This is a genomic window from Pontibacillus sp. HMF3514, from assembly GCF_009858175.1.
Lineage (GTDB): Bacteria > Bacillota > Bacilli > Bacillales > BH030062 > Pontibacillus.
Map to the genome: position 1 here is coordinate 1,429,534 of NZ_CP047393.1, position 14,218 is coordinate 1,443,751.

Below are 14,218 nucleotides of genomic sequence, written 5' to 3' on the forward strand. Positions count from 1 at the left end.
CCTATTTAATAAAGTTATAATTTATATAATATTTAGATACTGAGACTTTGAGCGTTGACTATTTTGATCAAGTGGGGGAGTATGCTTTTGCTTAATACTATTGAGGATCACGATGTACAACAGGATTTGTTATTTAAAGCAATGGAAAGTAATTTAGCTATTATTCAATTTGGAACTGATCGCAGAGTATCATATGTAAATTCACTATTTTCAAACACTATGAGATTTCAGAATCAAAACGATATGATTGGATTACATCATAAAGAATTTTGTTTTGAATCATTTGTTCAAAGTTCAAATTATGAAGCATTTTGGAACAGCCTCCTAAAAGGAAATAGTTTTCAGGATAAAATTAATCGTAAAGATGCTTATGGCAATGAAGTCTGGTTAGAAGCTACATATATGCCAATTTATGAAGATAACCAGGTAATAGGTGTTCTTAAGGTAGCAACGAATATAACAGAGCGACAAGGAGACATTCAAGAAGTTGTGGAAAGTCTTCAAGATATGTCCAAAACCTTAAATCAACGCGCCGAAGAAGGATTAAGACATCATGAAAATTTAAATGAACAAGTGGAACAAATCGCGGCTGTCTCAAAAGGGAATACACAAGTGTTGAATGATTTAAAGGCCCAAGCAAATGAAATTCAGGGTGTGGTCAAAACGATACGTGAGATTGCATCTCAAACCAATTTATTATCTTTAAATGCAGCGATTGAAGCAGCTAGAGCTGGTGAGCATGGCAGAGGTTTTGATGTTGTAGCGAAAGAGGTACGTAAATTATCTACCCAGGTAGAGCACTCTATCGGAGAGGTAAAGAGTAGCATTGAAAAATTCACAAGCGAAATTTCAAATATCACATCAGGAACTGAGAAAATTCAAAACGATGTAGAGGAAGCTGTGCAACAAATCCAAGTCGCCTCTAGTGGTTATCAAGAAGTTGTTGCGTCAGGGGAAGCTTTAAAAGAAGAAGCAGACAAATTAACGGACATTATTTAAAAGAAAAAGAAAATGTAAAAGAATTAAGCAACAGGAACTCTTCCTGTTGCTTTTCTTATGTTATGTTTTCATCTTCCTGGTAAATGGGAAGTATCTCAATTACCTGAAAACAAAGACTTTCAAGTGTTTTGGAGAAAGGTACTAGATGATTTTACAAATGGGGACTACAAAGAGAAATTGTAATAATGTCCGATATTTTGAGATTCGGTAATATGTATTATCTAGCACTTTTCAATAAAGAGAAAAGTGCTTTTTATATGAAAAAAGATTGAGTTCATTCCCTACTTTTGGAATAATTGGATTTAATATATTTTAAAAGGGGGGGAGGAACCATGCAATATTTTGTGAGAAATAAAGAGATCATAGGGAATGTACATGTACCAAGTCAGGATAACAACAAACGAATTGGATTAGTATGGCTACCAGGTTTGCCTAATCACCCCATCGTAGAGGATATGGGAACTCCACTAGCTGATTTAGGATTTACAGTTTTAAATGCACGATACCCTGGCAGTTGGCAAAGTTATGGAAGTTTTGGTCCTGAAAGTTCTTTAGAAGGTGCTTTACTTGGGATAGAACTTCTATCTAAGGGTGAAACTCAGGACTTAGCTTCTCAAGAAGATATCTCTTGGGATATCGATCATATTGTTCTAGTTGGGAATAGCTATGGAGGAGCAATTACGATGAGTGCATTAGGTGTTTCTGACTTAGTCGACGCTGCTGTAGCATTTTGTCCTTTACTTGAACCATCAGAACAAAATCAGGATGAAGAATTACCTGAAACAGATTTATCTAGCATCTATCCTTTTTTAAAAAGATGTCATGAGAATGTATTTCGTCATTTAGATGAGGAAGAATGGGCTAACTTTATTAAAGGAAATCATAAGTGCAACCCCAAAAAATACATACATGAAATTAAAGATAAACCTATCTTACTTCTTCATGGCCATGAGGATAAAAGCATTCGATCTTACCATACAGAAAATTTCTATCAAGCTCTAAAAGAAGCTGGAGCCGATAAAGTAAAGGCAGTATTTAAAAAGGGAATCGGTCATGGAAGAGAACTAAGAAGCTCCACCAAAGAGTTATGGGTCGATTGGATTTTAGAAAATGTGAATCAATAAAATAAGCTTTATATATATAGGAGAGATAAACTTGAGTAATGTAGGAGTATTTACGGTAGACATCACACCTCCTTTAGGTATTGACTTCATTGGATACCATAGACCTGAAGGAATTACGGCAATTGATGAGCATTTATATGCAACAGCCTTTGTTTTTGAGCATAAAGAAGAGAAATCAGTATTCATTAGTGTAGATAATGCTGGCATGTTAGTTGAGGACACAGATGAGATTCGAAATGAGATTGCTAGAGAACTAAACCTAAACAAGGAGAAGATCACAGTTTGTTATACTCATACTCATTCTGGACCTGCGACTGCTAGTGAACAATCTTTAGTAAAAGCTTATAAAACTACTTTAATTTCTAATACTCTACATGCTGCAAAAAGCAAACGAACGATTAAAGGATGCGACAGTTGGTTGGGAAGTAACACATGTAGATATAGGTGATAATCGAAGAGAAATGGGCTCAGACGGCAAAGTGAAAATGGGAACGAACTTGGATGGAATTGTAGATCGTCGTCTTGGTGTACTGGCGATAAGAGATGAATCAACCAGTGATATGAAAGGTGTAATGGTCTTTTGTACCGCTCATCCTAATGTCCTGAAAAAAGACAGCAACCGTCTATCTGCTGATTATCCAGGTCTGACAAGAGAGATTCTAAGTAAAGCATTAGGTTGTCCTGTTATTGTCGTTCAAGGTGCTGCAGGAAATGTTAACGCAAAATATCGAGGGTCAATGGAAGCATTGAAGCATATGGCATATAAGGTAAGTGGTCATATTTTAACCATGATTCCACAAATTCAGTTTTCTACGATATCTAAATTACAAACCCGTTCAACCAAAATGTCTATGAATCTTAAAGAAATCCCCGACCCAGAGGGGATTAAACGAATGGCTGAGTTGGCTCAGGAACAGTGGGGAGTCAATACGGACAAGTGGCATGAAGCGATCTTGAAGAAACAATCTAAAGATATCACAAAACTGTCTATTGATTTAGAAATTCAAATGCTTCAAATCAATAAAGGTTCATTTGCTGGCATTCCAATGGAGCCATTTTCTGAGGTGGCGATTGAGTTACAAGAACAGCTGGATGATGACTTAATGTTTTTTGGTGGATATACAAACGGATACCTAGGCTACTTACCAACAAAAGAAGCTTATCCATATGGAGGGTACGAAGTTGAATTAAACCCTGTAGTTTATGGTCCAATGACCGGCTTATGGATGCCTCCAGTTGAGGATGCAGCAGACAATGTTGTTATGGAGGTTATAGGGTTGTATAAAAGGGATTAAGGCTGATTTTGATAAAACTTTCTTGAGCATTTCCAATGAATTTATTATAAGACTACCCTCATAAAAAGCACGGATTGTGTAGTATTCTATTAATAAGCAACATATTATTAAGAAATAGAATATGAAGGGAGTCATCACATGGTAGATGGATGGAGGATGGCAAGTCATGCTCTTTCTCAAATTAATGTGACTTCAAATCCTAACAATGAACCTGTGTCTATAGATGGTGATCATAAAGATATCAGGTGTGTTGGTGTAGGAACAGATGCAGCTGTTTTCCAAACAATTCATGCTCCACTTTATGCCTTTAAACTATATGCGAAAGATAAGGTTTATAAAATTAAAGAAGAAGAGCGGATCTACCGTATGTTAGGGGAATCTCCTTACTTTCCCAAGTGTTTTGAAGCGGATGATCGATGGCTCGTTTTACGTTACGAAGAAGGTGTAACGCTCTATGACTGTATTCTTCAAGGTATTCATATTCCAGAACAGGTCATAAAAGATGTGGAGGATGCAAGAGGATATGTACGGGAGAAAGGATTAAACCCTCGCGATATTCATCTTCGTAATATATTATTACAAGATGGTAGAGCAAAGATTATAGATGTATCAGAATATGCGAAGTCTGGAAATGACTATCGTTGGGAGCACCTTATGCAAGCATATCATGATCATTATCATCTAATTGATCGTAAGGCTATTCCTTTTTGGTTAGTAGAGACTGTACGAAAGTGGTATAACCAATGGTCAAAACATTCTTCCTCATTCGAAGATTTTATGAAAATGATCATGAAGTTTAAAGCGAGAAGAGATTAATATAAAAATGCCCTGGAAACTATATAATTCCAGGGCATTTAGCTTTTATTTATACATAAATCGCATCATCACATGAGCTGCAAGTCTGCTGGTAATATCTCTTACATCTTTTGAAGGATCAATTTCTACAATGTCCATCGCTTTTACCATAGGATGTTGTGCTGCTGTTTTTACACTAGATAGGAGTTCACGGCTAGTGAATCCTCCTGGCCCAATAGCAGGACATCCTGGTGCGAATGCCTGATCGACTGCATCCATATCGACTGAAAGATAGATCATGTCTACTTGATTTTCAAGGCGAGCAAGTTCTTTCTTGATAATAGATACAACTCCTTCTTCCTCTACATCATCCATTGTATAAACGTGAATGCCTTTTTCTTTTGCATAGCGGTCATACTCTTCTGCATTGGAGTAATCTCGAATTCCGACTTGTACGAGATCCTCACCATTTAAGATTTGGCCTTCTAGCAAGCTACGAAAAGGAGTGCCATTTGTGCGTCCGCCATCTTCTAAGTTTCTCACATCATGGTGGGCATCCCATTGAATAACTCCGATACGTCCATACTTTTTCTTGAACGCATGGATTGAAGGGTAGCTCACACCGTGGTCACCACCAAGCATGATGTAGCGGTCACAGACTCCCTTTTGTAGCATCTCCTCAATCGAAATATGAAGTCGATCGAGTGTATCCTCGACACTCGTTGGATGGATGGGAACATCTCCAAAGTCAAGGATCCTCCTATCATCAAAGTCCTTTTGTTGAGTTGCAGAATAAGTTGAAAAAGAACTTAAACCAGCTCTTATGGTAGATGGAGCATTCGCTGCCATCGATAGAGATATAGATGATTTAGAGGAAGGGAGGCCGATGATGCCAATATCACCGGTTTCGCTTCCACTATAGGGTTTGATCGTTTCATCAATTTTGGTTACATAGCGATCTTTAAATTTGGCGGATTTAGTAGGATCGAGATAGGTGAAGCCCATGAGATTCCTTCCTTTCCCAAACCGTTTTACCGTTTTTCATTACAAGGGACGTATGATTCACACCGTAGTGATATGGAATGTACATGTAGTTCGGTGCATCCCAAATGACAAGGTCAGCAGAAGAGCCAACATCTAGCGTACCTGCTTGCTCACCACGTCCAATGGCGTGAGCTGCGTTGACTGTAACGGCATTCCATATTTCTTCTGGTGTCATTTTAAGTTTTAAAGCTGCTAGAGACATAATCAGTTGCAGGTTTTCTGTAACACAGCTACCAGGATTAAAATCTGTAGCAAGGGCAACACTTGCACCGCTATCGATCATTTCACGACCACGTGCATAACTGTCTTTACCAAGGTAGAAGGTCGTTCCTGGTAAAAGAACAGCTACTGTATCTGTTTCAGCAAGTCCTTTAATGCCTTCGTCTGAAGCGGCTACAAGATGATCTGCGCTTGCTGCTCCCATGGATGTAGCTAGTTCAGTTCCTCCTAGAGGATCGATCTCATCTGCATGAATTTTCACGCCAAAACCATGGTCTTTTGAAGCTTCCATGAAACGGCGAGATTGTTCAATCGTAAATACCCCAGTTTCACAAAAGATATCGGTGAATTCTGCAAGATCTTCTTTTTTTACCGTTTCTAGTAAGTCAATCATCTCAGAAAGGAACGCTTCTTCATTGCCTTTATAGGATTTTGGAATAGCGTGTGGTCCTAAAAATGTTGAAACGAGATTGATCGGGTATGCGTTGGCTAGTTTTTTCGCCACACGTAATTGTTTCAATTCCGTTTCAGCATCTAAGCCATAACCACTTTTTGCTTCTACCGTTGTAACACCATAAGACATAATACGCTCTATATGAAAAGCTGCCTTTTCATATAAGTCTTCTTCTGATGTAGAGCGAGTTGCTTCGACAGTGGAAAGAATTCCACCACCTTGTTTTAAGATCTCTAGGTATGGGACGCCTTGTTGTTTTAGGGACATCTCTTTTTCACGTGAACCTCCGTGAACGAGATGGGTATGAGGGTCCACTAAACCGGGGGAAACGAGACGACCCTTAGCATCGATTTTTTCAGTTGCTTGTAGAGATTTTCCTTCGTGATTTGAGCCAACCCAAGCGATCTTTCCATTAGAAATTGCTAGGGCGGCATTATCAATTACGTGAAGGTTTTTCATGTCTTCCCCCTTAAGTGGAAGCGATGATTGTTTGGGTAATACGAGCTGTCCGATATTATGAATGAGCGTTTCATAGGTCATAGTCTCATCTCCTTTTATTTATTTTTCTTCAACATTGGAATATCAACATTTTTTTCGTTAGCTACATCAATAGCTTTTTCATAACCTGCATCAGCATGACGAGCGATGCCCATACCAGGGTCTGAAGTCAATACGCGCTCTAAGCGTTCTGTTGCAAGGTCTGTGCCATCAGCAACTGCGACCATTCCTGCATGTAAGGAATATCCCATGCCAACGCCTCCGCCATGGTGGAAGGAGATCCAGGATCCGCCTGCAGCTGTGTTTACAAGAGCGTTTAGAACCGCCCAGTCAGCTACAGCATCACTGCCATCCTTCATGGATTCCGTTTCTCGGTTTGGAGAGGCAACAGAACCACAGTCAAGATGGTCGCGGCCGATTACAATTGGAGCTTTTAACTCGCCTTTTTTCACAAGTTCATTGATCGCAAGCCCCATTTTGACGCGTTCACCATAGCCTAACCAGCAAATGCGAGAAGGGAGGCCTTGGAAGCTAACCTGATCTTGGGCCATATCGATCCAACGAATGAGTGCTTCGTTTTCTGGGAAAAGCTCCTTGATCAGCTGGTCTGTCCGATAAATGTCTTCAGGGTCTCCAGATAATGCAGCCCAACGGAAAGGACCTTTTCCTTCACAAAATAATGGACGAATATAAGCTGGAACAAATCCCGGGAAGTCAAACGCATTTTTTACACCATGGTCTTCGGCTACTTGGCGAATGTTATTCCCGTAATCAAATACAATGGAACCATTCTTTTGGAATTCGAGCATAGCCTCTACGTGTTTTGCCATAGATTTTGAAGAAAGCTCAACGTATTTGGCTTGATCTCGTTTACGTAGCTCATCTGCTTCATCTAGTGTATAACCTGATGGTACGTATCCATTTAGGGGATCGTGTGCAGATGTTTGGTCCGTCACGATATCAATCTCGATATCACGCTTAAGTAGTTCGTGGTGCAAATCCGCTGCGTTTCCACGTAATGCGATCGATAATGGATTTCCTTGCTCTTTTGCTTCTTGCGCCCATTCAATTGCCTCATCAATAGACTCGGTCATCTTGTCGCAGTATTTCGTTTGGATACGTTTTTGTATACGAACAGGATCAACTTCAACGGCAATGACAACGCCACCGTTCATGGTGACAGCTAATGGTTGAGCACCACCCATGCCTCCGAGGCCAGCTGTAAGTGTGATTGTTCCTTTTAGAGACTCGCCAAAATGTTGTTTAGCAACAGAGGCAAACGTTTCGTATGTTCCTTGTAAGATTCCTTGGGTACCAATATAAATCCAGCTTCCTGCGGTCATTTGGCCATACATCATTAAGCCTTTTTGATCTAATTCGTGAAAATGCTCCCAGTTTGCCCATTTTGGCACGAGAACAGAGTTAGATAATAGAACACGTGGTGCTGCTTCATGGGTTTTGAAAACAGCTACAGGTTTACCAGATTGGACAAGCATAGTTTCATTATTTTCTAGTCGGCGAAGAGTGGAAACAATAGAGTCAAAGGCTTCCCAGTTACGTGCAGCTTTCCCGATACCTCCATATACCACTAATTCCTCAGGTTTTTCAGCAACTTCTGGGTCGAGGTTGTTATACAGCATACGAAGAACCGCTTCCTGTTCCCATCCTTTACACTCAAGTTCTAATCCTTTTTTGGCTTTTACATTACGTTGTTCAACCGTCATAACTGATTCCTCCTTATGATTTGATGAGAGACGGATTCCATTGGAAGGATTCCGTTTGTAGCCATTGGGTTACACGTTCAATATCCTCTGAGAAGATGCGGTCTTCGGTGATGGAAGGGCAAATAGTTCTGACTTGTTGCCACAATTTTTTAGTGAGAGGAGCCATTTTTTCAGTTCCTCGGTATTCAGCCGCCTGTAATGCACAGATGAGTTCGATAGCTAGGACACGGCGACTGTTTTGAATAATGTGTGAAGCATGACGTGCTGCAATGGTTCCCATAGAAACATGGTCTTCTTGGTTTGCAGATGATGGAATGGAATCAACACTCGCTGGATGCGCTAATGTTTTATTTTCCGATACTAAGGATGCAGCACTGTATTGCATAATCATCGCGCCAGACTGAAGTCCGGGTTCAGGGCTTAGAAAAGCAGGGAGGTCATTCAACTGGGGATTGACCAGTCGTTCCACTCTGCGTTCTGAAATGTTCGCAAGTTCAGCAACTGCTGTTTTCATGAAGTCCATCGCCAGGGCAATCGGTTGACCATGAAAATTCCCTCCTGATATGACAGTTGCGCCATCATCCAAAATAAGCGGATTATCTGTTGCTGCGTTTGCTTCAATTTCTAGTTTTTCTTTGATGTAGTCAAGAGATTGCCATGTTGCGCCATGAACCTGAGGGATGCACCTTAGTGAGTAGGCATCCTGAACACGTTTTTCACCTTGATGTGTGGTTAATTGACTTCCTTGGAGTAGATTACGCATACGTTTGGCCACATCAATTTGTTGAGAATAGCCTCGGGCTTCATGAATGGCAGGATGGAAGACGTCCGTTATGCCTTCTAATCCTTCCATCGTCATTGCAGCAATCCATTCACTCTGATAGGCGAGCCGTTCAGCTTCTATAAAGTTTATTACTCCCATAGCGGTCATGGCCTGCGTACCGTTAATAAGAGCAAGCCCTTCTTTTGCCTGTAGGGATATAGGATTAATCCCTTTTTGATTGAACACTTCTTCTGTCTTTTTTACTTCTCCTTTATAGGTAACGTTTCCTTCCCCTATTAGCACAAGAGCCAAGTGAGATAGGGGGGCAAGGTCACCAGATGCTCCCAATGATCCCTGTTGGGGAATGACAGGATGAATTTGCTCATTTAACAAAGTTAATAGTTTTTCAGCAACGATTGGACGAATGCCGGAATATCCTTTAATTAATGCATTAAGTCGAAGTAAAATCATCGTTCTAGAAACCACTTCGGGAAATGGGTCTCCAACTCCGCATGCATGGGATCGAATCAGATGGAGTTGTAAGTCATTTACGTCTTGTTCTGGAATGGATACATCGCTAAATTTTCCGAACCCTGTGTTAATGCCATATACGTTTTTTCCACTAGCGACGATCTTTTGTACCGTTTGATGGCTATGCTTTACGTTTTCCATAGAAGTAGGAGCAATTTGAACAGGCTCGTTGTGATAACTGACTCGGATGATATCATCTATACGCAATGAATCTCCTGTAATTTCTAGCAATCTAAAAACCTCCTTTATTTTCTGAAGCAAAAGTGCCGGTTCAAATCTAATAAAAAAGGCGACAATGGCATACGGGTACCATTGTCGCCTCCTATTTGCTATTAACTATAGGCAACTTTTATGATTAAATGTGATTAATTCCTAAACCAATTGTTTCGTGTTCAAGTCCCTTAACAGGAGCCCCAATTGTTCCATAAAAGGAAACGGCAATCCATTCGCCTTCTTGTGGTCGGTCGTATGGGCGTCCTCGAACAACTGTGAAACGAAGTCCTACGGTTCGCATCGTATCTCCTATAGCGAGCTGGCCACGTGTTACACCTTCTAATGCTTCTAATATAGCGTGATATAACGCATGGGTTTCTCGATACACTTCATCTTGAATGATGCCGTTCCGCTTAGCAGCTGTTTCAACGGATGAAATGACTTTTTGCATATTCATAGAGCCAGCTTTTCCGCTGCAGTATGTATAGCCTTTGAGCTGATCCTCGAAATGAATGAGTTCTTCTTCGGATAAAGTTGCTATTAAAACAGCCATCTTGCCAATATTTACAGTCTTTGTCATAAACTATACTCCATTTACTTTAAACTAGTGACTAATATCTTCTTTTATTGTATTCGTTTTCAATAAAATGTGTCAATGGAACTGATTGGGAAATTTAGTCAATTATCAAGCTGATATATTAATAGGGTAAAGGAGGGTGGTTTGAATAGATAAGGAAAAGTTACTATTTTATAAAAATTTTTTAACTTTTTGAGTTTTACATAAAAAACCACAGGGAATCGCTCTGTAACAATAAAAAGGGATGGTGATTCGCTATGACAATTCTGTTCTCCAAAGCACGTGAATTATTCGAAAAGGACTATCAGAACCAACAAGAGCAAGAACAACAAGAGGTGCAACCAACCAATGCAGCAACAGTTGGTGGAGAGGATAGCGAATTCGGCAAATCCGATGCAGCTATTAAGCATCAACCAGAAGAACAATAGTACAATAATGAACCGTCAGAGGATATGCACATAAGGGTCACCGTTCAGTCGTGAGCGGTGATTTTTTTTGTATAAAAAGTTAATTTAAAAAACGCCTGGCCCATGCCAGACGTTTCTTCTTATCTATATTAAATTAACCAAGTACCGTAACGGTCACCTGACGACGTCCGAAATTTAGTGCGTCCTGACGATTAGGGATGAAGACGTCAATGCGGTTCCCTTTAATATCTCCGCCAGTATCTCCCGCTATTGCTGTTCCGTAACCTTCTACATACACTCTTGTTCCTAATGGGATGACGTTTGGATCAACTGCAATCACTTTTTGGTTTGGGTTGGCTTTTAAGTTAATACCTGTTCTTGTAATGCCGCTGCACCCTGTGCAATTCGCTGTATATGCTGTCGCTTCCATAGTGATTTTTTTCTTAGACTTAGAAGCGGCTTTCGTCCTTGTATTTTTTGTTGCTTTTTTAGCTGGCTTTTCAACCTTTTTAAATCTTTTCGTTTTGGCTTCTTTCTTCTCGAGGTTTTTCTTGCTTGTTTCTACATCTTTAGCTGTTGTATCTTTTTTATCTGAAGTATTTTCTTTATGTTCATCTTTTATGGATTCTGCATGAAGTCCTTTTTGATCTACTACAGTATTTCCTACTAAACCTAAAACGATAAGGAGCCCAACAATTGAAGTCATGATTGTCTTTTTCATGATCGTTCCTCCTGTCTTTATTAACCTTAGCTAATTATAGCAGCAGGTCTAGGACATGCATATTAAAGGTAGGTAACATTTACAAGACAAATTGAATACAAAGATTACAATATGTTACAAATGAGGCTTTATGTTACACATGATGTATAAAAAAGCATTTCTAGCAATGTAGGAGGATGAAAGGTTTATAATAACTATTCAAGTTGGAACAGCTTCTATTATTACTACAATAGGGAACTCATCTTTACTTTTCGCAGCAACAAAATTAACGTATGATTATATATAGAAAGTAATCGATTACAAACATAATGTATGAAAACAGTTAAAGGTCAATAAAAGGGGGAGAAATATATGACAAAGCGATTAAAAGAATTATCGAATTGGTTAAAAGAACAAGAAACAGATGTAGCCTTTATAAACTCAACTGAGAATGTATTTTATTTAACAGGCTTCCACACCGATCCACATGAACGCCTAATGGGACTTTTTGTGTTCCAGGATGCTGAGCCATTGTTTGTCGTACCAGGAATGGAAGTGGGACAAGTGAAGGATTCAGGCTGGCCTTATGAAGTGATTGGGTATGCAGATCATGAAAACCCATGGGATCTTATCAAAGAGTCCGTTGATAAACGAGATGTTTCCAATGCAAACTTGATAGCGTTTGAAGAAGAGGTTCTTACATATTTACGTAGTCGGGCTTTGCAAGCATTGTTCCAGACAGCAAAGGTACGTCCGATTGAAGAGAAGTTAAACGAGATGCGCGTTGTAAAAGATGAAGATGAAATTGCGATCATCCGCCGTGCAGCAGAGTTTGCTGATTATGGTGTGAAGGTTGGAGTCGAAGCGCTTCAAGAAGGTATTACGGAAATGGAAGTACTCGCAAAGATTGAGTACGAGCTTAAGAAAAAAGGCATCCGTGAAATGTCCTTCTCTACCATGGTGCTATTCGGTGAGAAATCTGGTCATCCACACGGGAATCCTGGAGATCGTAAGCTTCAAAAAGGTGATCTCGTGTTATTTGATCTAGGTGTTGTCCTTGATGGTTACACATCAGACATTACTCGTACCGTTATTTATAAAGAAGTATCTAATGAGCAAAAAGAAATCTATAATACAGTACTGTCAGCGCAAATAGCTTCACTTGAAGCAAGCAAGCCTGGTAACAGAATTGGTGATTTAGATAAAATTGCTCGCGATATGATTATCAATGCAGGGTATGGCGATTTATTTCCACACCGTATTGGGCATGGATTAGGCATTAATGTACACGAATTCCCATCTATGAGTCATTTAAATAATGATCTCCTTAAAATAGGGATGACGTACACAATTGAACCAGGCATCTATGACCCGAATGTAGGTGGCGTTCGCATTGAAGACGATGTTCTTATCACAAAAGAAGGACATGAGACGCTAACGAAGTATCCGAAAGAATTACAGATCATAGGATGAAAATGGAGAGATCCCTAGCGTAGGCTGGGGGTCTTTTTCTGGACTTATGCTAAAGTGGATTTAGTGCAAAATGGGTACCGTAGTATATAGATCCTACGCACAAAACCGGAAAACAAGCGCTAATACACAACTGAATTGACGTACAAGTTTTGAAAGCTACGCTCAACAACAAAAACCGACGCTCATCTCCAGAGAGCAATCCACCATTAAACCATCCAAAAATTCCAAAATTCCAATTACGTTCTTCACTTTCTTACATATAATACATGTGAGGCATTTTCCCTAAAAGACTGTTCTTCGTTGCTTGTTAAAGCAATTTTATATATCATGTGTTGTATGGACGATTTTGTGATATAGAGTATTGAAGAGTACTTAGACTTCAATACGATTCAATTATATAGAGAACCGTTGTTTGTTACTTCTTATAAAGGAATGATTTATTTTGGTTAAATATCAACATGCATATGAAAAGTTGCTCGACATTACATCGAAAGAAAACATTTTGGTTGATGAACATATTCGAAATCATACCTATACTCGACTAGGAGGTAGGGCTGATCTTTTTGTAACACCAACTAGCTATGATGAAGTTCAAAATATTGTTAAATTAGCAAATAAAGTTGATGTTCCCTTTACCTTACTTGGTAATGGCTCCAACTTAATTGTAAAAGATGGTGGTATTCGTGGGATTGTACTAAGCTTGAAGAAGCTTGATACGATTTCACGTGAAGATAATCGTATTGTGGCTCAAAGTGGAGCGGCAATTATTGATGCTTCTAGAAGAGCGCTTGATGAACATCTTTCAGGACTTGAGTTCGCATGTGGAATCCCAGGTACTGTGGGAGGCGCTTTGTTTATGAATGCGGGAGCCTATGGTGGAGAGATTAAAGATTGCCTTGAGTATGCAAAAGTGGTAGATCCCAATGGCGATTTATTAAAGCTTGCACCTGAGGATTTAGATCTTGAATATCGCTCAAGTAACATTCCGGATAAAGGATATATCGTCTTGGAAGCAGGGTTCAAGCTTGAGCCAGGCGAATATGATGATATTAAAGCTGTTATGGATGACTTAACGTATAAGCGTGAATCAAAACAGCCTTTAGAGTTCCCTTCATGTGGGAGTGTATTCAAACGACCACCTGGATACTTTGCTGGAAAACTTATTCAGGATAGCGAGTTGCAAGGAAAAGGTGTTGGTGGAGCAGAAGTATCTACGAAACACGCTGGCTTTATCGTAAATAAAGAAAATTGCACGGCTACTGATTATATTTCTGTTATTGAGATGGTTCAAAAAACGGTAAAAGAAAAATTCGGTGTAGCTTTAGAACGTGAAGTGAAAATTCTCGGTGAGGATTTAGAGGAGAAGAAATAAGTTGAAAGTAAATCTATAAGATTATAAAAA

The 14,218-nt window shown here is 39.5% G+C and carries 12 protein-coding genes and 2 pseudogenes; 8 read left to right on the forward strand and 6 right to left on the reverse strand.

Annotated features, from left to right (window positions below; genetic code table 11):
• Nucleotides 1-81: 81 nt before the first annotated feature.
• The 5 genes and pseudogenes from GS400_RS07435 (at nucleotide 82) to GS400_RS07450 (ending at nucleotide 4,234) form a co-directional block, all read left to right on the forward strand.
• A complete protein-coding gene (locus GS400_RS07435) occupies nucleotides 82-999 on the forward strand; it encodes a methyl-accepting chemotaxis protein (protein WP_160100459.1) in 918 nt (305 codons plus the stop codon).
• A gap of 57 nt (nucleotides 1,000-1,056) precedes the next feature.
• The gene (locus tag GS400_RS20315) at nucleotides 1,057-1,182 is read left to right on the forward strand and encodes a hypothetical protein (protein ID WP_255454171.1); all 126 of its coding nucleotides are present in this window, start codon (nucleotides 1,057-1,059) and stop codon (nucleotides 1,180-1,182) included.
• Nucleotides 1,183-1,331: 149 nt separating this feature from the next.
• Nucleotides 1,332-2,123 (forward strand): alpha/beta hydrolase family protein, encoded by a 792-nt coding sequence (locus tag GS400_RS07440; protein ID WP_160100461.1) that lies wholly within the window; start codon nucleotides 1,332-1,334, stop codon nucleotides 2,121-2,123.
• 31 nt (nucleotides 2,124-2,154) lie between these two features.
• A pseudogene (locus tag GS400_RS07445) lies at nucleotides 2,155-3,418 on the forward strand (neutral/alkaline non-lysosomal ceramidase N-terminal domain-containing protein).
• 138 nt (nucleotides 3,419-3,556) lie between these two features.
• Nucleotides 3,557-4,234, forward strand: coding sequence for a serine/threonine-protein kinase (locus GS400_RS07450; RefSeq protein ID WP_160100463.1), 678 nt, complete (start codon nucleotides 3,557-3,559; stop codon nucleotides 4,232-4,234).
• A 45-nt stretch (nucleotides 4,235-4,279) separates the two neighbouring features.
• On the opposite strand, the gene hutG is transcribed toward GS400_RS07450, so the two are convergent.
• The 5 genes from hutG to hutP form a co-directional block, all read right to left on the reverse strand.
• Nucleotides 4,280-5,218: a formimidoylglutamase gene (hutG, locus tag GS400_RS07455; protein ID WP_160100465.1), complete on the reverse strand. Its 939-nt coding sequence runs from the start codon at nucleotides 5,216-5,218 to the stop codon at nucleotides 4,280-4,282.
• Complete coding sequence (gene hutI, locus GS400_RS07460; RefSeq protein ID WP_160100467.1) at nucleotides 5,190-6,470, reverse strand: imidazolonepropionase; 1,281 nt, start codon at nucleotides 6,468-6,470, stop codon at nucleotides 5,190-5,192. The genes hutG and hutI overlap by 29 nt, the downstream gene beginning before the upstream one ends.
• A gap of 14 nt (nucleotides 6,471-6,484) precedes the next feature.
• Complete coding sequence (gene hutU, locus GS400_RS07465) at nucleotides 6,485-8,152, reverse strand: urocanate hydratase (RefSeq protein WP_160100469.1); 1,668 nt, start codon at nucleotides 8,150-8,152, stop codon at nucleotides 6,485-6,487.
• Between the two features lie 13 nt (nucleotides 8,153-8,165).
• The gene (gene hutH / locus GS400_RS07470; RefSeq protein ID WP_160100471.1) at nucleotides 8,166-9,677 is read right to left on the reverse strand and encodes a histidine ammonia-lyase; all 1,512 of its coding nucleotides are present in this window, start codon (nucleotides 9,675-9,677) and stop codon (nucleotides 8,166-8,168) included.
• 124 nt (nucleotides 9,678-9,801) lie between these two features.
• Nucleotides 9,802-10,239: a histidine utilization transcription antiterminator HutP gene (hutP, locus tag GS400_RS07475; protein WP_160100473.1), complete on the reverse strand. Its 438-nt coding sequence runs from the start codon at nucleotides 10,237-10,239 to the stop codon at nucleotides 9,802-9,804.
• A 254-nt stretch (nucleotides 10,240-10,493) separates the two neighbouring features.
• On the opposite strand from hutP, the gene GS400_RS07480 reads away from it, so the two are divergent.
• Nucleotides 10,494-10,664, forward strand: a complete 171-nt coding sequence (locus GS400_RS07480; protein ID WP_160100475.1) for a hypothetical protein — start codon at nucleotides 10,494-10,496, stop codon at nucleotides 10,662-10,664.
• A 133-nt stretch (nucleotides 10,665-10,797) separates the two neighbouring features.
• Here GS400_RS07480 and GS400_RS20475 read toward each other — a convergent pair.
• Nucleotides 10,798-11,082, reverse strand: a pseudogene (locus GS400_RS20475) (3D domain-containing protein); the annotation flags it as partial.
• Nucleotides 11,083-11,715: 633 nt separating this feature from the next.
• Between GS400_RS20475 and GS400_RS07490 the strand changes: the two are divergent.
• Nucleotides 11,716-12,816 carry a M24 family metallopeptidase gene (locus tag GS400_RS07490; protein ID WP_160100477.1) on the forward strand — a complete coding sequence of 367 codons (1,101 nt, stop codon included), beginning with the start codon at nucleotides 11,716-11,718 and terminating at the stop codon, nucleotides 12,814-12,816.
• 442 nt (nucleotides 12,817-13,258) lie between these two features.
• Nucleotides 13,259-14,188 carry a UDP-N-acetylmuramate dehydrogenase gene (gene murB, locus GS400_RS07495; RefSeq protein ID WP_160100479.1) on the forward strand — a complete coding sequence of 310 codons (930 nt, stop codon included), beginning with the start codon at nucleotides 13,259-13,261 and terminating at the stop codon, nucleotides 14,186-14,188.
• The last annotated feature ends 30 nt before the right edge of the window (nucleotides 14,189-14,218 follow it).

Coding starts and splice junctions, on each gene's coding strand:
- GS400_RS07490 (WP_160100477.1), top strand. CDS start 11,716: ATGACAAAGCGATTAAAAGAATTATCGAATTGGTTAAAAGAACAAGAA.
- hutG (WP_160100465.1), bottom strand. CDS start 5,218: ATGGGCTTCACCTATCTCGATCCTACTAAATCCGCCAAATTTAAAGAT.
- GS400_RS07435 (WP_160100459.1), top strand. CDS start 82: ATGCTTTTGCTTAATACTATTGAGGATCACGATGTACAACAGGATTTG.
- GS400_RS07440 (WP_160100461.1), top strand. CDS start 1,332: ATGCAATATTTTGTGAGAAATAAAGAGATCATAGGGAATGTACATGTA.
- GS400_RS07480 (WP_160100475.1), top strand. CDS start 10,494: ATGACAATTCTGTTCTCCAAAGCACGTGAATTATTCGAAAAGGACTAT.
- GS400_RS07450 (WP_160100463.1), top strand. CDS start 3,557: ATGGTAGATGGATGGAGGATGGCAAGTCATGCTCTTTCTCAAATTAAT.
- hutU (WP_160100469.1), bottom strand. CDS start 8,152: ATGACGGTTGAACAACGTAATGTAAAAGCCAAAAAAGGATTAGAACTT.
- hutI (WP_160100467.1), bottom strand. CDS start 6,470: ATGACCTATGAAACGCTCATTCATAATATCGGACAGCTCGTATTACCC.
- hutP (WP_160100473.1), bottom strand. CDS start 10,239: ATGACAAAGACTGTAAATATTGGCAAGATGGCTGTTTTAATAGCAACT.
- GS400_RS20315 (WP_255454171.1), top strand. CDS start 1,057: ATGTTATGTTTTCATCTTCCTGGTAAATGGGAAGTATCTCAATTACCT.